This window comes from Candidatus Methylomirabilota bacterium (genome assembly GCA_035936835.1).
Lineage (GTDB): Bacteria > Methylomirabilota > Methylomirabilia > Rokubacteriales > CSP1-6 > AR37.
The window spans coordinates 1-17,536 of sequence record DASYVT010000162.1; the positions used below are offsets into that span (position 1 = coordinate 1).

General features: G+C 67.4%; 15 protein-coding genes. 8 read left to right on the top strand and 7 right to left on the bottom strand.

Annotation, left to right across the window (positions count from 1 at the left end):
- The 3 genes from VGV06_14695 to VGV06_14705 form a co-directional block, all read right to left on the bottom strand.
- Positions 1 to 249 (bottom strand): response regulator (locus VGV06_14695; GenBank protein ID HEV2056395.1); only part of this gene is annotated, 249 nt, incomplete at its 3' end.
- Positions 246 to 2,162, bottom strand: coding sequence for an ATP-binding protein (locus VGV06_14700; protein ID HEV2056396.1), 1,917 nt, complete (start codon positions 2,160 to 2,162; stop codon positions 246 to 248). The genes VGV06_14700 and VGV06_14695, both read right to left, overlap by 4 nt.
- A gap of 238 nt (positions 2,163 to 2,400) precedes the next feature.
- Positions 2,401 to 3,327, bottom strand: coding sequence for an ABC transporter substrate-binding protein (locus VGV06_14705; GenBank protein ID HEV2056397.1), 927 nt, complete (start codon positions 3,325 to 3,327; stop codon positions 2,401 to 2,403).
- A gap of 126 nt (positions 3,328 to 3,453) precedes the next feature.
- Here VGV06_14705 and VGV06_14710 point away from each other — a divergent pair, with 126 nt between their 5' ends.
- Complete coding sequence (locus tag VGV06_14710) at positions 3,454 to 3,681, top strand: plasmid stabilization protein (protein HEV2056398.1); 228 nt, start codon at positions 3,454 to 3,456, stop codon at positions 3,679 to 3,681.
- A complete protein-coding gene (locus VGV06_14715) occupies positions 3,678 to 4,154 on the top strand; it encodes a type II toxin-antitoxin system VapC family toxin (GenBank protein HEV2056399.1) in 477 nt (158 codons plus the stop codon). The genes VGV06_14710 and VGV06_14715 overlap by 4 nt, the downstream gene beginning before the upstream one ends.
- 20 nt (positions 4,155 to 4,174) lie before the next feature.
- Here VGV06_14715 and VGV06_14720 read toward each other — a convergent pair whose 3' ends face one another.
- Entirely contained in the window at positions 4,175 to 5,194 is a 1,020-nt protein-coding gene (locus VGV06_14720) for an LLM class flavin-dependent oxidoreductase (GenBank protein HEV2056400.1), read from the bottom strand.
- A gap of 2 nt (positions 5,195 to 5,196) precedes the next feature.
- Entirely contained in the window at positions 5,197 to 7,056 is a 1,860-nt protein-coding gene (locus tag VGV06_14725) for a 3-oxoacyl-[acyl-carrier-protein] synthase III C-terminal domain-containing protein (GenBank protein HEV2056401.1), read from the bottom strand.
- Positions 7,057 to 7,565: 509 nt separating this feature from the next.
- Between VGV06_14725 and VGV06_14730 the strand changes: the two genes are divergently transcribed.
- Positions 7,566 to 8,549, top strand: a complete 984-nt coding sequence (locus VGV06_14730; GenBank protein ID HEV2056402.1) for an ABC transporter substrate-binding protein — start codon at positions 7,566 to 7,568, stop codon at positions 8,547 to 8,549.
- 55 nt (positions 8,550 to 8,604) lie between these two features.
- On the opposite strand, the gene VGV06_14735 is transcribed toward VGV06_14730, so the two are convergent.
- Positions 8,605 to 9,777, bottom strand: coding sequence for an IS481 family transposase (locus VGV06_14735; protein ID HEV2056403.1), 1,173 nt, complete (start codon positions 9,775 to 9,777; stop codon positions 8,605 to 8,607).
- Between the two features lie 285 nt (positions 9,778 to 10,062).
- Between VGV06_14735 and VGV06_14740 the strand changes: the two genes are divergently transcribed.
- Complete coding sequence (locus VGV06_14740) at positions 10,063 to 11,061, top strand: ABC transporter substrate-binding protein (protein ID HEV2056404.1); 999 nt, start codon at positions 10,063 to 10,065, stop codon at positions 11,059 to 11,061.
- Between the two features lie 196 nt (positions 11,062 to 11,257).
- Here VGV06_14740 and VGV06_14745 read toward each other — a convergent pair whose 3' ends face one another.
- Complete coding sequence (locus tag VGV06_14745) at positions 11,258 to 13,588, bottom strand: xanthine dehydrogenase family protein molybdopterin-binding subunit (GenBank protein ID HEV2056405.1); 2,331 nt, start codon at positions 13,586 to 13,588, stop codon at positions 11,258 to 11,260.
- 173 nt (positions 13,589 to 13,761) lie between these two features.
- Here VGV06_14745 and VGV06_14750 point away from each other — a divergent pair, with 173 nt between their 5' ends.
- The 4 genes from VGV06_14750 to VGV06_14765 all read left to right on the top strand — a co-directional run.
- Positions 13,762 to 14,922, top strand: a complete 1,161-nt coding sequence (locus VGV06_14750; GenBank protein ID HEV2056406.1) for a cobalamin-independent methionine synthase II family protein — start codon at positions 13,762 to 13,764, stop codon at positions 14,920 to 14,922.
- 55 nt (positions 14,923 to 14,977) lie between these two features.
- Positions 14,978 to 16,582 carry an ABC transporter substrate-binding protein gene (locus VGV06_14755; GenBank protein HEV2056407.1) on the top strand — a complete coding sequence of 535 codons (1,605 nt, stop codon included), beginning with the start codon at positions 14,978 to 14,980 and terminating at the stop codon, positions 16,580 to 16,582.
- Between the two features lie 17 nt (positions 16,583 to 16,599).
- The gene (locus VGV06_14760; protein ID HEV2056408.1) at positions 16,600 to 17,346 is read left to right on the top strand and encodes a RidA family protein; all 747 of its coding nucleotides are present in this window, start codon (positions 16,600 to 16,602) and stop codon (positions 17,344 to 17,346) included.
- The coding region (locus tag VGV06_14765) for a TauD/TfdA family dioxygenase (GenBank protein HEV2056409.1) at positions 17,340 to 17,536 on the top strand (197 nt) is incomplete at its 3' end. The genes VGV06_14760 and VGV06_14765, both read left to right, overlap by 7 nt.

The window sequence follows — 17,536 nt, forward strand, 5'->3', positions numbered from 1 at the left end:
GATCGCGATGATCGGGGTGTGGGCCGTGGCCGGCTCGCCCCGCAGCGTGCGCGTGGCCTCGATGCCGGAGACCTTGGGAAGCTGAACGTCCATCAGGATCAGATCCGGATGCTCCTGCCGTGCCATGGCCATGCCGGATTCGCCGTCGGTCGCCTCGATCAGCCGGTAGGTCGTGGGCATCAGGAGATCCTGAACCAGCCTCCGGTTCACCTCGTTGTCCTCCACATACAGGATAGTCTTGGCTGTCATGCGGCTCTCCCCGCCTCTAGGCGCAATGGAATCGAGAAATAGAACGTGGATCCGATGCCGACCTCGCTCTCTACCCACACCCGGCCCCCGTGCATTTCGACGAACCTCTTGGTGATGCTGAGCCCGAGCCCGGTTCCCCCGAACTCGCGGGCGATCGTCGAGTCGGCCTGCTGGAACTCCGCGAACAGGCCCGCGATATTATCCGGGGAAATGCCGATCCCGGTGTCCGACACACGGAAGCGAAGCGTGTCATCCAGCCGCTCGACGGCGATCTCGACCCGCCCCTGCTTGGTGAACTTGAGCGCATTGCCTGCCAGATTCGTGAGGCATTGCATGATGCGCTTGCTGTCACCGTACGCCAGCGGAAGCCCCGTCGGAGCAGCCGTCACGAACTCCAGGCCCTTCTCCACGGCGAGGGATCCAAGAGACGCTCGAACGGCTTCGACGGCGTCCGGGACCGAGTACTCCCCGAGAGCAAGCTTCATGTGGCCGGCCTCTATCTTGGACAGATCCAGCACGTCGTTGATGAGGCGGAGCAGGTGCTTGCCGCTCTGCTGAATGTCGGTGAGCGGTCTCCGCACCCCTTTGGGAATCTCCCCATAGACCTGGTCGAGGATCAACTCGTTGAAGCCAAGGATCGCGTTCATGGGCGTGCGAAGCTCGTGACTCACGTTGGCGAGAAAGTCGGACTTGTGGCGGCTTGCCGCCTCGAGCTGACGACTTTTGTCCGCGAGCTCCTTGAAGAGCCGCGCATTGTCGATCGCCACTCGCGACTGGTTGGCGAGGGTGGTCAGCAGCTCCACGGTCCTTTCGTCGAGCCGTCCCGGTTCCCGCCGGTACACCACCATGACATGCGACACGCCTGCGTTCCCCATCGGCACGGCGAGAAGCGCCCGGAAGCCGGCCTGCAAATATCCATCCCTACTTGCCAGCGTGGCGCCAGCAATGTCAGGAACCTGGACAGTCTGTCCACTCGCCAGCGCCCGGCCGATCGGGCCGGCGCTCGACCCGCCCCCCGCGGTTATCGGTGCCCGCTCGAGCATCTCCAGCACGTTCCTGTCCAGGCCCACCGAGGCGACCACCCCCAAGCGCTCGCGCGCCGCATCCAGCTCGAAGATGCCGCAGGCGTCCGTGCCCGCGAGCCGAAGCGCATGGGTGGAGATGGTGCTCAAAACCTCCGCGAGGTCCAGTGACGACCCGATCGCCCGGCTCATATCCCCCATGGCGCGCACTTCGTCGAGCGAGCGCTCCAGCGCCACGCCTCGCTCTTCGAGCTCGACGGTCCGCTCGCGAATGCGGTCCTCCAGCGTCCGGTTCAGCTCCTGCAGCTCCTGCAGGGCGTGCTCCTTGTCGCTCATGGTGACCTGCAGCGATCCCGTCATGCGGTTGAAGGCGGTGGCGAGCTGCCCGATCTCGTCCCGCGATTTCACCGCGATCTGCTCGTCCAGATGCCCTTCCGCGATCTTCTGAGCCTGCTCGGTAAGCTGCTTGACGGGGCTCGTGATGCGCCGCGAGAACCAGTAGATGACAAAGGCGCTGACGACGAGGAACGCGGCTGTGATACCGCCCCAGAGTTTCGCCAGGCCGCGCACTTGATCCTCGACGCCTGCGAGAGAGAGACCAAGCGTGACGCCACCGATGACTTTCTCGCGCTGGTCCGCACTCCCAGGTCGGCCACGCGCCCCGATCAAAAGCTCGTCCGGAGTCTGCACCTGTTCGGACACGATCGGAGACAGGAACTCGATGAATCGTTGGCCGGCACGCTCGACGTGTCGCGATAGCGGCCGGTCGTTCGGCGCCTCTCCCGGCTGTGTCTCGATGGTACCTTGACGGCCGGTGCTGGCGAGGATGCGCCCGTCCCCGCCACGGATGACCACATAAACGACATCGGGATTCCTGAGCGCGCCCCGCATCACTACCGCCAGGAGCTCCTTGTCCTCACTGAAGGCTCCGAGCTCGCTGGCGAAGCCGAGGTTCGAGGCCAGCGCTCGACCCCGCTTCTCGAACTCCTCCGTCACGAGCCGCCGATGCTCTCGGACATTCATCCACGCCTGAAAGACGAGAAAGGACACCACGATGGGGACGACGGACCAGAAGATCCGCGCCCGAAAGCTGGAGAAGCCCCGGAACCGCAGCCGCGTCTTCATCGCATCACTGGATCACGTTCGTGGCCCGCGTCAGGATGGCCTGCGGGACCTCGAGGCCGAGCTTCTGCGCCGTCTTGAGGTTGACGGTGAGGAAGAGCTTCCGCGCGGTCGTGTACGGGACGTCCGCCGCCGCGCGGCCCGTGAGTATCGCCTGAGCCAGCTCTCCCGCCTGGCGGCCGATGTCCTCGCCGCTCGCGAACGAGAGCGAGAAGAGCGCGCCCATCTGCGCGTGGCGGTCCGAGAGCCCGAGCAGCGGGATCCTCCGCCGGTAAGAGAACAGGAGCATCTGCTGAACCACGGCCTGGGAGAGGATGGTTTCGTCCGGCACGATCCACAAGGCGTCGATGCCGTCCTGGATCGACTCGAGCGCGCCGATGACTTCCTTGGTGGAGTTGATCTCCCGCGTGACCAGCTCGAGGCCCTCGTCACGGGCGACGAGCTGCGCGCGTCTCACCAGGTAACCGGTCTTGGCGGGATTGAAGATGACGCCGATGCGCTTGATCTGCGGCCCGAGCTGCTTGAACAGCCGGATCGACTGCTCCACGGGGACGTTCATGCTCGCTCCCGTGACGTTCTTGGTCCCCGCTCCGATCACGCTTGGCGGGTTGAGGACCATCGCGTACACGACGGGGAGTGGGGTCGGCCGGCTGACAATGACCTGCAGCGCCCAGATCCCAACGGCAAAGATGAGGTCCGGCTTGACCTTCGCCTCGATCTCGGCCAGCTGCTTCCGGCCGCGATCAAGGTCGCCGTCCATGTCGTACACGGCAACGATCTCGTGAGGCGCCGCTTCCTTGAAGCCCTTGAGCGCCTCCTCGTATTCGCTGACCTTGGCACTCAAGAGGACGGCCACGCGGCCCGCGGCCGCCGGGCTGGCAAAAGCCGCGGGCGACAGGACAAGGACGAGGACGATGGCTAGGAGCTTGAGCATCTCGATCTGAGGCTAGTGTAGAGGAAGCGGCCGACGTCCGGCGCCGGACTTCCGGCAGCCTTTCACCCCGGGGCGGACTGATAGCATGTTGCGATATCGCTGCTAGCATGAGACGATATCGACACTATGGCGACAATCATCATCCGGAATCTCGATGACGAGGTGGCCGAGCGGCTGCGGCTGCAGGCCCGCCTTCGAGGTGTATCGGTCGAGCAGGAGGCGCGGCGAGTCCTCGCCGACGGCACGCGGGTGAGCCGGGCGGAGATTGCCGCGCGGGCTGCGGCCATTCGCGCCCGCCAACGCCCCCACCGTTCCAGCGGAGTGGATTTGATCCGGGAAGACCGGGTGCGATGACGCCACGCAGAGCCGCGAGGGCGCCCGCCCGCCGCATGCGCGAGCGCGGCTCGCGATACACTTCGGCGATCTCGGAGCCTATCGTCGTCGACGCCTCGATCGCATTTCTGTGGTTCGCCAACGAGGCCGACAGGTCCGGAGCCGACGAGCTGCTCGAAGGCGACTCTACTCTGCTCGCTCCGGACCTGATGGCCGTCGAGGCCGCCAACGCATGGTGGAAGAAGCTCCGTCGTCATGAGATGGAGCGGGCGGACGTCGAGCAGGCCATCACGAATTTGCTTGCCCTGGGAATCGCCTGGACGCCTTCGGCGATGCTCCTACCGTCTGCCGCTCGATTGGCCGTCGACCTCGGGCATCCGGTCTATGACTGCCTCTACCTCGCGCTCGCTGTCTCGCACGCCGCCCCTATCGCGACTGCCGACAAGCGACTTCAGCAGGCGGCGGGGCGAATCGGCGTCCGGGTCAAGAACTGACCTCGGGGCCACCTCGGGCCTCAAAGTAGCGCGCGGCGCCGGACCTCGGGCAGGACCTCGCGCCCGAGCAGCTCGATCCCCGCCAGGATGTCGTCCTGCCGCATCCCGGGCCAGCTCACCCGCATGGTGGCGTGGGTGACGCCGGCCTTGTGCTGGGCGAGCAGGGCTTCGATTACCTGCGAGGGTGAGCCGAGGGCGAACCGGTTCTTGGCCAAGCGTCGCAGCTGGTCTTCGGGCTTTGCGGCGGGATCGATGGTGATGCCGGCGAGGCCCCACGACAGGTAGGCGGAGTACTTCTCCAGCAGGAACGGCGCTGCGCGGCGGACCGCCTTGTCCTCGTCGGGCGCGCATACAACTTCGAGCAAACGACAGATGTGCGGGCTCGGCGGTAGACCCGCCGCGGTCCGGGCCGCGGAGAAGGTACCCGCCTGAGCGGCGAACTCGTCCACGGTGGGGATCGGCACCACCAGCCAGCCGTCTGCGATGCGGGCCGCGCGCGCGATCCCGGCGGGCACCTGCGAGCCGACCAGGATCGGCGGCCGTGGCTGCTGCAACGGCCGCGGATGGATGCTGACGTCGTCGAGCTGCCAGTGGCGTCCATGGTGCGTGACGCGGTCCTCGGTCCAGAGGCGACGGATGATCTCGACGCCCTCCGTGAGGCGGCTCACGCGCTCGGCCATCGGCACCTTGAAGACGGCGAACTCCTCGGTCCGGTAGCCGAGCCCGACACCGAGCATGAACCGCCCGCCGGTGATCACGTCAAGGAAGGCGCCGACCTCGGCCAGCTCGACCGGATTGTGGAGCGGCAGCAGGACCAGGTTCGTTCCCACCCACATTCCCTCGACCTCGGCGGCGAGGCGCTGGAGCATCGGTAGGAGGGGGAAGTAGTGGAATCCCGGAGTAACGTGATGCTCCCCTCCCCAGATCGAGTCGAACCCCAACCTACGGATCAGCCGCGCCTGCTCCACCGTCTCGGCGAAGCGGCGGGCGGGGTCGTCGCCGGCAGGGTGCTGCGCGTTCAGGTAGATTCCGAGCTTCACGTCTACGCCACGACGGCGGGATCGACGCGGAGCACCGCATAGCCGCCCACGGCGCCCGCGCCGAAGCCCGGCGCGAAGACCCGCATCGGCCGGGTGATCACACCCTCCCGGACTGCATCATGGAGCGCGATCGGGATGCTGGCCGAGGACGTGTTGCCGACGCGCTCGATGTTGAAGTACAGGCGCTCGGGCGCGACGCCGGCCGCCTGGGCGAAGTTCACCACCATGGTCTTGTTGGCCTGGTGCGGCACGATCAGGTCGACCGCGTCGAGGAGGGAGGCGCCGGCGAGTCCGTCCGGATGCGGCAGGGCGCGGAGCTCGTCCAGCATCTGGCCCAGGTAGCGCTTGACCAGCGCACGGACCTCGGGCCCGTAGACCGTGATGTTGTTGTCGAATTCTGGATTCGGCCAGATGATCGAGTCCACCTCCGACATGGGCCCGCTCGCGTAGGTCTGCAGGACCTCGATATCCGGCGCGGTGCCCGCGGGCGCGGGACCGATCACGAGGGCGGCGGCGCCGTCGCCGAAGATCATCCGCGAGGTCCGCACCGTCCCGATCTTGTCCGAGAACTTCTCCCCGCACACGACCAGGATGGGCCGCTCGACTTCCTGGAGCAGCCGCACCGCCTCGCTGAGCCCGTACGGCAGCCCCGCGCAAGCCGCCACGATGTCGCACGACGCGTGGGTCTGGAACATGCCGAGCTGGCCGGAGAGCCAGGTCGCGAGCGACGGCATCATCTTGGAGCTGGTGCAGGAGCAGAACAGCACCGCGCCGATCTCCTCGGCCTTGCGCCCGGACTTCTCGAGGGCGCGGCGGGCCGCGAGGAGGGCCATCTGGTCGAGATCGAGCTCGGTATAGAGGCGTTGCTCGATGCCGGTCTTGTGGCGGATCTCCTCCACCGTCATGGGCGACCAGCAGTACGCCGCGTTGCGGACGAGGTCGTCGTTGGTGCAGGGGCGCTCGCCCTTGTAGACGGCGACGGCCTCGAGCCGCGGCATGACCGTGAAGCGCGCGCGCACATCGAGCGGCGGGTAGGGCCGGATCGGCTGGCGCGACTCCGACGGCGCGGGCCGGCGAGGCTGCACCCGATGCACGCCCTTGACCCGGCGGATGAATCGCAGGACGTCGTCGCCGCGCGGGTGGAAGACCACCACGAAGTCGTCGTCGTGGAGCTGGCCCACCTCGGTGAGGCGGGTCTTGGCGCGGTCCCAGCGGTACTGGTTGTGCAGGACCATCGCCTGCCGCATGAGCGCTTCCAGCTCGGGGACGCCGTGGGCGAACTCGATGATGTCGTCCTGGCCGTAGCCCGGGTAGTCCGGGTCGTAGGCCAGCAGGTGGTAGGTCAGGTTCTTCGGGTTCGCGAGGATCTCGCCGACCGTCGGCTTGATCGCCGGCAGCTCGTCGCCGGCTCCCTTCTTGTGGCGGAAGAGGTCCAGCAAGATGCGGCAGACCTTGTCCTCGGTCCCCTCGTCCCAGGTGGGCGGCAGCGCCCGGTAGGCGGCTTCGATCGAGGCCGTCATCTCGGCGCTGTCCCGTGCCGCGAACACCGGCAGGAAGACATCGTCGCGCTGCCTTGGGACGTCGCGCCAGCGCGTCGGGCGCTTCTCGTACATGGTCATCGCGTAGCGGTTGACCCAGAAGAGGTGGAGCGCGAGGTCGCGCAGGACGTCGTAGCGGCCCTTGTAGCCCCGGGACTCCACGCGCGCGACGATGTCGGCCTCGCTGGGCGCCTTCTCCTCGAAGTCGCGCTTGATGACGGCCGCGAACTGATCGAGCGTCTGGAAGATGGAGAAGTCGAGCTCCGGGAAGAAGTTGAACGGAAAGACGATGCGGCCGTAGCGGTTGATCACGAATGGCTTCATGGCATCTCCCTCGGCGCTGATCGTGCCAGATCGCGAGGGCCGGGTCAAACCGCCGGGGCGATCGCTGTATCGATTCCTCCACGCTCTTGAGCCCGGCCCGGGAAGGAGCTATTCTCCACACCGTGACTGCTAGGGCGAGCAGCGGGGTCCGGTATGCCTGCGTGGCCCCTCTCGCGCGCGTCGACTCTTCGACCGCGTCCGGATCGGATGACGGCCCTATGACGCCGAGCCCGCTCCCCCACTGGAAACACAGACCTCGCATATCGTATATCCGAGGTTTGCATAGCAAGGCGTCAGACGGCCCGCGCTTGCCGGCGAAACCCGCGTTTCTGGTGCGAGATTACCCACGGGCCATGCTCGGCACCGCCGTGCTACGCTGTCGCCGCGCGCTTGGTACACGGCGCTATGCAGTTCCACCGAATTCTAGTTAGGCTTCGCGAGGACGGTCGAGAGGCAGCGGATCCAGTTCAGGAGCGATACGAATGAAAGTTCAAGCGACGGGAGGCGAGATGGTTGGCAGGAGGCTCACGCTCGTTGTCACCGTCGCCCTCGGCCTGCTCGCCGCGCCGTTCGCCGGCGACGCGCAGCAGGCGGGCAAGGTTCACCGTATCGGCTACTTGAGTCAGGGCGGCGGACCGTCGGCCCCACTCGTACAGGCGTTCCGAGATAGTCTGCGCGAGTTTGGCTACGTGGAAGGACAGAACCTCACAATCGAGTGGCGTTTCACGAACAGTGACGAGCAACTGCCCTCCCTCGCGAACGAGTTGATCCAGTTGAAGGTGGAGGCCATCGTGACTACCGGAGGACCAGCGACTCGCGCTGTCAAGCAGGCGACGGGCACGATCCCCATCATTATGACCTTCAGCGGCGACCCAGTCGGCACCGGGCTCATCGCCAGTCTCGCTCGACCCGGTGGAAACCTCACAGGTCTGTCCTTCATGTCTCCCGACCTGAGCGCCAAGCGACTGGAACTGCTCAGGGAGGCGTTCCCGAAGATCACCCGGGTTGCTGCGCTCTGGAATCCCGACGACCCCGTCTACGCCCTCGAGCTCAGCCGGACAGAGGCTGCTGCCCGAGCGCTCGGCATCACGCTGCAGCCGATCGAGGTGCGAGTGCGGGGCGACTTCGAGGCCGCGTTTGCCGCCATGGCGAGCCACCGCGCCGACGCGCTGATCGCGTTCGCCCACACCCTGACGATTCAGGGTCGGCGCGAACTCATCGACCTGGCCAACCGCTCTCGGCTGCCAACGATGTACGGACTGAGAGAGTTCGTGAACGATGGCGGCCTCATCGCCTACGGGCCGAGCCTCTCGGCGTTGTATCGACGGGCGGCCTTCTACGTCGACAAGATCCTCAAAGGCGCCAAGCCCGCCGACCTCCCCGTCGAGCAGCCCACCAGGTTTGAGCTCGTGGTCAATCTCAAGACCGCAAAGGCGCTCGGCCTAACGATTCCGCCGTCGCTGCTGCTACGGGCAGATCACGTCGTCGAGTGATGGCGTACATCCAATGGTGCAGACAGCGTGAGCGGTCGGGGAGATAGGTGACACATCAGTCTAGGGACATGGGTGACACTGTCTTGCGAACCCACCGGCCCTTGTGATCCTCGATCTTCAGGCGCCGCTCGTCCATGCGTCCGAGCTTGCACGACCCGAAGTATACATCCCACAGCCCGTCGCCCACTTCCTCGAGGCCGACGTACTCGCCGGCCAGCGTGTGGGTGACGCAGACCCAGTGCGCCTTCCATCGGATGCCGCTGTTGCGACTGACGAGACGCATTTCGAAGTGTCCCGGGTACTCGATCGGCGCCAGCGTCGCAGGAAGCGCTCGCGCCGACGGTGCGTAGGCCGAGGCCGGGGGCTCCTGGTTCAGGGCTTCGTGCGGCCGCTCGTCGTTGTACTCGAGCCGGAAGGCGTTGAAGCGCTTCTGCTGCGCCGGCAAGTTGCCGCCGGGCGGCCGCGTGGTCTCCGCCTTCAGGGTCCGATGCATGCGCTCGTGGCGGCCATTCTGTTCCGGGTGCGCCGGCTCGATCAGCTCGGGAGTGATCCCCAGCCGGATCCACCACACCGACAGCGTCGACAGGCGCCCCAGGGCCGTCGTCGCGAAGGGCACCCCGTTGTCCGTCCGGATGATCCGCGGCAGGCCGTACTCCGTGAACAGCCGCTGAAAGACCGGCCGCGCGAGGTCGATGGCCGTCGACCTGAGCCCCTGGCACCCGAGCAGGTACCGGCTGTAGCCGTCCACCACCGTCAACGGGTAGCAGTACGCCCCGTCGCGCGTCCGAAACTGCCCCTTGAAGTCCGCCGTCCAGATGGCGTTGGGCGCGTCCATCGGCGTCATGGGACGGCCCGGATGGCCCGGATACTGCCGCCGCCGCCGACCGGTCACCAAGCCGTGCCGCTTGAGCAGCTCGCTGCCCGTGCTCTGCGCGGGCCATGCCCAATCCGGGTGACGTCGGGAGAGAATGCTCAGCAGTTTCTTGGCCCCCCAGGTGGGGTGCCGGCGTCGGCACTCGAGCAGCGCCTCCACGACTCTCGCCGGCGTCTGATGGGCGCAGGCATGCGGCCGGCGCGATCGATCCACCAGCCCGGCGGGGCCATCAGCCTCGTACCGCTCGATCCACTTGTAGGCGGTCTTCCGACTGACCCCGAAGTGGCGGCACAATTCGGAGAGCGAGAGGTACTTCCGCTGCAGGTCGGCGATGAAGCGAACGCGTTGGTCCATGGGTGACACCTCGTTCCACGGCATCTGGGCACCTCCCGGGGTGCCTCAGTGTTAGCGAACTGTCACCCATGTCCCTGGACTAAACTGTCACCCATGTCCCCGGACCGTACCGGGCGCTGGCCTAACAATCGCGTGCAGGCGACGGGAAACAGCCTCCGCTCGTCCCTCGCTGCGGCTGTTTCCCGCGCCTGACGCGTGGCGTTGGGCAGACAAATGACGTGCGCGACGACAATGACGACTCAAGCGCTCCTCTTCGGTGGCGGTGGATTGCCTAGTGGGGCACGGATGGTGGTGAGGCACACCGCTACCCGGCTCGCCACCGCCGTCATCCTTCTGCTTCTCGCCGCACCACTCGCCGCCGACGCGCAGCCGACTGGGAAGGTGTACCGAATCGGTTTCATCCAGACCGCGGCGCCTAATGAGATGGAGCACCTCACAAAGGCGCTGGACGAGGGGCTGCGAGAGCTCGGCTACGTGGAGGGGCGGAATATAGTGTTTGAGCGGCGGTTTGCCGAGGGAAAGCAAGAGCGGCTCCCCGCCCTCGCGGCGGAGCTCGTCCGGCTCAACATCGACGTCATCGTGACGGGAGCGAATCCGGTGATCGCTGCGGTCAAGCAAGCGACGGCGACGATCCCGGTCGTCATGGCGGTATCGAGAGATCCTGTGGGCGCGGGGTTCATCGCGAGCCTAGCACGGCCTGGGGGAAACATCACGGGATTCGCCAACGATCCCACTCCCGAAATCATCGGGAAAAATCTGGAGCTTTTGAAGGAGGCTGCCCCACGAGTCTCTCGCGTGGCCTTTTTGTGGAATCCTGTCCCTCCGGGTGCGGGAACCTACAAGAACGCGGTCGAGAGTGCCGCCCGGAAGCTGGGCGTAACATTCCAGTCCGTAGAGGTTCGGGGGCGCAACGAATTCGAGGGCGCGTTCGCTGCAATGGTCCGCGAGCGCGCCAACGGGGTCGTGGTGGCCGCGGACCCCGTGCTCCTTGGTCCTCGAAGTCAGGTCGTTCTTCTGGCGGCGAGGAGCCGGCTGCCCGCCGTGTATGTGCAGAGGGAGTTCGCGGAGGCCGGGGGCCTCATGTCCTATGGGCCGAACCTTGCTGACCAGTTCCGGCGGGCCGCCATCTACGTGGACAAGATCCTCAAAGGCGCCAAGCCCGGCGATCTTCCAGTGGAGCAGGCTTCGAAGTTCGAGCTGGTGATCAACCTGAAAACCGCGAAGGCGCTCGGTCTCACGATCCCGCCGTCCCTTCTGCTACGAGCGGACCACATCCTTGAGTAATGGTGGGCTGCCCAACATCACGCTTCAGCGGACCGGAGGCCCGCGATGCTCGCCTCCCGGCCGCTGAGCGTCGACGTTGCCACAAACTGGCGTACCAGCGGCGGAGGCCGACGATGCAGGTTTAGAGTTGTCCACGCGCGAGGCGGGCGGGCCCTGTCGCGCCGGGCACGGCTGCGTCTTTCCTGAATGATCTCCGCTAAGGCCGGTCGCGCTTCGCGGCCTGGATGGCCGCCCAGACGCGCTCGCTGGACGCGGGCATGTCGAGCTCCCGGACGCCGAGCGGCGCGAGCGCGTCCATGACCGCGTTGATGACGACGGGCAGCGCGCCGACGGTGCCGGCCTCTCCCGCGCCCTTGGCCCCGAGCGGGTTGAGCTTCGTCGGCACCGGGCTGCTCTCGATGCGCACGTCGCAGAAGGCGTCGGCGCGGGGCATCGCGTACTCCATGAAGGACGCGGTCAGGAGCTGGCCCGACTCCGGCTCGTACACGACCTGCTCCATCAGCGCCTGGCCCACACCCTGCGCGACCCCACCGTGGATCTGGCCCTTGAGCGTGAGCGGGTTGATCACCGTGCCCACGTCGTCCACGATCGCGTAGCTGGCGAGCGTGACGGCGCCCGTGTCCGGATCCACCTCCACCTCGCAGACGTGGCAGCCGTTGGGCCACGTGTCCGTCTTGGGGGCGAAGGTGCCCGTCTCGTAGAGCCCCGGCTCGAGGCCTGGCGGCAGCTGGGCGGGCACGAAGGCGGCCCGTGCGACCTCCTTGATCGCCACGGCCCGGTCCGTGCCCACCACGTTGAACTTGCCGTCGGCGAAGGCGATGTCACCCTCGGCCGCTTCCAGCAGGCGCGCGGCGATCTTCTTTCCCTTGGCGATGATCTTATCGGCGGCCGTCCAGAGCGCGGTGCCGCCGATGACCGTCGAGCGGGAGCCCATGGTCCCCATGCCGAAGGCGACCCGGTCCGTGTCCCCGTCGATGTAGCGGACCTCGGCGGGGTCGAGGCCCAGCCGCTCGTGGAGGATCTGCTTGAACGTCGTCTCGTGCCCCTGCCCCTGGTTCTTGGTGCCCATGAAGACCGTCGCGCTCCCGCTCGGGGCGAACCTGATCTCGGCGAACTCGGGCGCGGGCCCCGCCGCCCGCTCGATGGCGTTGACGACCGCGAGACCGCGCAGCGCGCCGCGCCGGCGGGACGCGTCGCGCCGGGCTGGAAAGCCCGCGACGTCGGCGAGTATGAGCGCCCTCTCCATGCTCTTCGCGAACTCGCCGCAGTCGTACGTCGTGCCGAGCGCGGTCTTGTACGGCATCGCCGAGGCGGGGATGAGGTTCTTCCGCCTGAGCTCCAGCCGATCCATGCCAAGCTCGCGCGACGCGTCGTCGATCAGGCGCTCGATGACGTACGTCGCCTCGGGCCGGCCGGCCCCGCGGTACGGCGCCGTCGAGCTGGTGTTGGTCAGCACGGACAGGACCTGCACGTGGGCGGCGGGGAAGGCGTAGACGCCGACCACCGTGACCACGTTGCCGAAGGTCGCGAGCAGGTTGCGGTCGGAGGAGATGTAGGCGCCGACGTTGGCAAGCGTCCGGACGCGGATGGCGAGAAAGCGCCCGTCGGCGTCCAGGGCCAGCTCGGCCTCGCTGACGTTGTCCCGCGCGTGCTCGTCGGCCGGGATCGCCTCGCGGCGCTCGCACTGCCACTTGACGGGCCGGCCGAGCTTGCGCGCCGCCCACAGCACGAGCTTGTGCTCGGGGTACTGCCAGCCCTTGGTGCCGAAGGCGCCGCCGACGTCGCCCACGATGACGCGGATCTGGTGCTCCGGCACCTGGAAGATGTTGCTCGCGAGCGCGTTCCTGACGCGGTGCGGATACTGGACGTCGGCGTGGAGCGTGTAGCGGTCCTCGCCCGGATCGTAGACGCCGAGCGCGCCGCGGGGCTCCATGTACTGCGCGTGCACGCGCGTGATCACGTAGCGGCGCCGGACGACGTGGGCCGCGCGCGCGAAGGCGGCTTCTGCCGCCGCCTTGTCGCCCACTTCGAAGACGTTCGAGATGTTGTCGGCGCACTCGTCCCATACGGGGGCGCCGCCGACGGCCTCCGCGGTCGACGTCACCGACGGTAGCGACTCGTACTCGACACGAACCATCTCCGCCGCGTCCTCGGCCTGGGCCAGGGTCTCAGCGATCACGAGCGCGATGGGGTCACCCACGTAGCGGACGCGGTCCTGCGTCAGCCCGCGGTGCGGCGGCGCCCACATCGGCGAGCCGTCCGGGCGCTTGCGCTTCAGCGTCATCTTCATCGTGCCGAGGCCGTCCCGCGCCAGGTCAGCCCCGGTGAAGACCGCGAGGACACCGGGGGCGGCCGCGGCCGCGGGCGTGTCGATGGACTGGATCCGCGCGTGAGCGTGGAGCGACCGCACGACGACCACGTAGGCCTGGCCGGGGAGGTTGACGTCGTTGTGGAATCTGCCCTCGCCCCGCACGAGGCGGGGGTCCTCGAACCGCTTGACCGATTGCCCGATGCCGTACTGCCCCATCCGTGCTCCTCCTCAAGCAGGCTGCTGAAAAAGGCCCATCTGCTTCGTTGGCGCCCTTGGCCGCACGCTCAACGTACAGGGAGTACGCCTCGCGTGCGGCCGGCGGGCGCCGCCTCGCATCTGGACCTTTTTGAGCAGCCTACGAGTTTTTCAGCAGCCTGCGAGGAGACGGTATGAAGCGCAGCGAGCACCGGATCCTGACCACCCACGTCGGCAGTCTTCCGCGTCCGCCGGCGCTTCGCGACCTCCTCGTGCGCCTGGACCGCGGCGAGGTCGTCGACGGCGCCGCCCTCGCCCACGAGGCCGAGGCCGCCGTGCGCCATGTGGTGAAGAAACAGATCGAGGCGGGCATCGACGTCGGCAACGACGGCGAGCAGCCGCGCGTCGGCTTTTCGACGTACCCCGCCAAGCGGATGCGCGGCTTCGGCGGTGAGAGCAAGCGGCGCATGTCGCGAGACATCGCCGAGCACCCGGACTACATGGCGCGCCTTTCCCGCATGCGAACGGGCGCCGCGCGCATCAACGACGCGCCCCAGGCGGTGGCCGAGGTCGCCTACACCGACCTCAGCGAGGCCGTGGCCGAGTGCGAGCTGTTCCAGCGCTGCGCGGCCGCCGAGCGGACCGCGTTCGCCGAGCCATTCATGACGGCAGCCTCCCCGGGCGTCATCGCCACCATCATGCTCGACGCCTACTATGGCTCGCACGAGCGCTACGTGCGGGCGCTCGCCCGCGAGATGCGCAAGGAATACGAGCTGATCGTGAGTCGCGGGTTCGTGCTCCAGCTCGACTGCCCGGATCTCGCCATGGAGCGCGCCCGCTTCTTCCAGGACGAGCCCCTCGACCGCTTCCTCGACGCCGTCGCGCTCCACGTCGACGCCATCAACGAGGCGGTGGCGGCCATCCCGAAGGACCGCGTGCGCCTGCACCTCTGCTGGGGCAACTACGACGGGCCCCACACCCACGACGTGCCGCTCGAGCCGCTCCTGCCGATCATCTATCGCGCGCGGGTCGGCGCGCTCTCCCTGCCGCTCGCCAGCCCGCGGCACCAGCACGAGCTCCGGGCGTTCCGCCGCCATCCGCTCCCCGACGAGATGCTGTTCCTGCCCGGCGTCATCGACTCCACGACCAACGTCGTGGAGCACCCCGAGGTCGTCGCCGACCGAATCGTGGCGGCCGCTGAGGCCGTGGGCGACCGGACGCGCGTCCTCGCAGGCGTCGACTGCGGCTTCGGCACCTTCGCCGGCTCCCAGCTCGTCGAGGAGAGCGTGGTGTGGGCCAAGCTCCGTAGCCTTCGGGAAGGCGCGGACCTGGCCACCAAGCGGCTCTGGGGGTGACGCGCCGGGGTGTGATATCGTACGCGGCACCCTTTCACATCATCGGAGGTCGCCAATGAGGCAGCGCGTCACACGATTACTGTGGATCCTCACCTGCGTCGCGATCATCGCGGCGCTCGGACCGTCACGGGAGGCCTCCGCCCAGGACAAGCCGCGCTACGGCGGCGAGCTGGTCTTCGTGGTCGCCGCCGAGCCGCCGAGCTTCGACGCCCACCGGGAAGAGACGTTCGCGATGCTCCACCCGGGCGCGCCCCATTACAACACCCTCTTGCGGGTGGATCCCTTCGACAAGACGGGCACAAAGTTCATCGGCGACCTGGCCGAGTCCTGGACCGTCTCCGCCGATAAGCGCACGTATACGTTCAAGCTGCGCCACGGCGTGAAGTTCCACGACGGCAGCGTGATGACCGCCAAGGACGTGAAGGCATCCTACGATCACATCATCTTCCCGGGGCCCGGTGTCGTCTCGAGCCGCCAGGAGCAGTACAAGGTTGTCGAGGCGGTCGAGGCGGTTGGGCCCGACACCGTCATCTTCCGTCTGAAGTGGCCGGAGGGCTCCTTCATTGCCAGCGTGGCCTCGCCGTGGAACTGGATCTACAAGGCCGACATCCTGGCCAAGGATTCGCACTGGTACGAGAAGAACGTGATGGGGACCGGCCCGTTCAAGTTCGTGGAGTACGTGCGGGGCTCGCACTGGATCGGCAAGAAGAACCCGGACTACTGGGACAAGGGCAAGCCCTACCTCGACGGCTACCGCGCGATCTTCATTCAGGACGCCGGGGCGCAGGTGGCGGCCATCCGAGGCGAGCGGGCGATGATCCAGTTCCGCGGCTTCACCCCCGCGCAGCGCGACACGCTCGTGGCGGCGCTCGGCAGCAAGATAACCGTCCAGGAGAGCCCGTGGAACTGCTCGATTCAGGTGGCGATGAACCAGCAAAAGAAGCCGTTCGAAGACAAGCGCGTGCGCCGGGCGCTTACGCTCGCCCTCGACCGCTGGGAGGGCTCGAAGGCGCTCTCTCGGATCGCTATCGTGAAAGACGTGGCCGGTATCCAGGTGCCAGGGACGCCGTGGGCCACGCCGCCGGACGAGCTTGGCAAGCTGGCGGGCTACGGCCGGGACATCAACGCCTCGCGCGCCGAGGCGCGGCGCCTGCTGAAAGAGGCCGGCGCCGAGAACTTGTCCTTCACGCTCCTGAACCGGGCCGTGCCACAGCCGTACGAGCCCGTGGGCGTCTGGCTCATCGACCAGTGGCGCCAGATCGGCGTTACCGTCAAGCAGAACGTGTTCGAGTCGGCGGCGTGGTTCTCGGCGCAGAGAACCGGTGACTTCGAGGTCTCGACGAACGCCCCGTGCAATTCCATCGTCGAGCCCGACATGGACCTGCACTGGTTCCTCACCACCTCGCCGGTGAACTACAGCCGGCACAAGGACACGGTGATGGACGAGCTGTACCAGAAGCAGTCCCGCGCCATCGACGCGGAAGAGCGACGGAAGTATCTGCGAGCGTTCGAAAAGCGCCTCTACGATGATGAGGTCCACTTCATCCACACGTTCCAGTGGAATCGGATCGTCCCGCACCTGTCCAAGGTGCGCGGCTGGACGATCACGCCGAGCCACTTCCTGAACTGCCAGCTCGACACGATCTGGCTCAGCGAATAGAGAGCCAGGGAACCTCCATGCTGCGTGACTGTCCGAACGGTAACTATCGTTTCCTGCCCGGGATCAGCGCGTTTTCGTCGGGCACGGTCGCCATGCCCGGCCACGAGATCGTGCACGTGACGCTGGCTACGCCCATTCCCTGGCGCGAGGGCTTCACGCGGATCGAGCGCCACCTGCGTGATCAGCAGCGGCCGAAGACCGCGCTCTGCGGGATCGAGCTCCGGAGCCCGGCCGCGTTCACCTTCGAGGGGTTCGCCAAGTTCAACGAGGGCTACCGGGCGCTGCTGGCCGACTGGAGCATCCTCGTGGGCGAGGACAACCCCATTCCGCGGACCAACGTGGCGCCGGTCGTGGCGGCGCCCGCGGAACCTTCGCTGTATGCCTTCGCCTACACGACGCCCGGAGCCACTCCGTCGCCGACCTTCATCGTGGCGGGCGCGGGCGAGATGCGGGATCGCGCGAAGGGGCCCGACGGCATCGTGCGCCACGGGGACACGTCGCCGGACGCCATGCGCGAGAAGGCGCGGTTCGTGATGGGCGTCATGCAGGAGCGCCTGCGCGCCCTCGGCGGCGAGTGGAGCCGCGTGACGACGATCGACATTTACGCGGCCCAGCCCATCTACAGCTTTCTCCTCGACGAGATCCTCCGACCGGCCGGCCCCGCCGCCATCCACGGCATCCGCTGGTTCCCAAGCCGCCCGCCCATCCAGGGGCTCGAGTTCGAGATGGACATGCGCGGCGTCGCGCGCGAGCTTGTATGGTAACAACCCGGGTCACCCCGCACTTCGCCGCCCAGTTCGACGGGGTCGACATCACCCGGCCGCTCGACGAGCCCGCCTGGAAGGAAGTCCGCGCCGCCCTCGACGAGCATTCCGTCCTCGTCTTCCGCGGACAGCCGCTCGACGACGACACGCAGACCGCCTTCAGCCGGCGCTTCGGCTCGCTCGAAGTCAC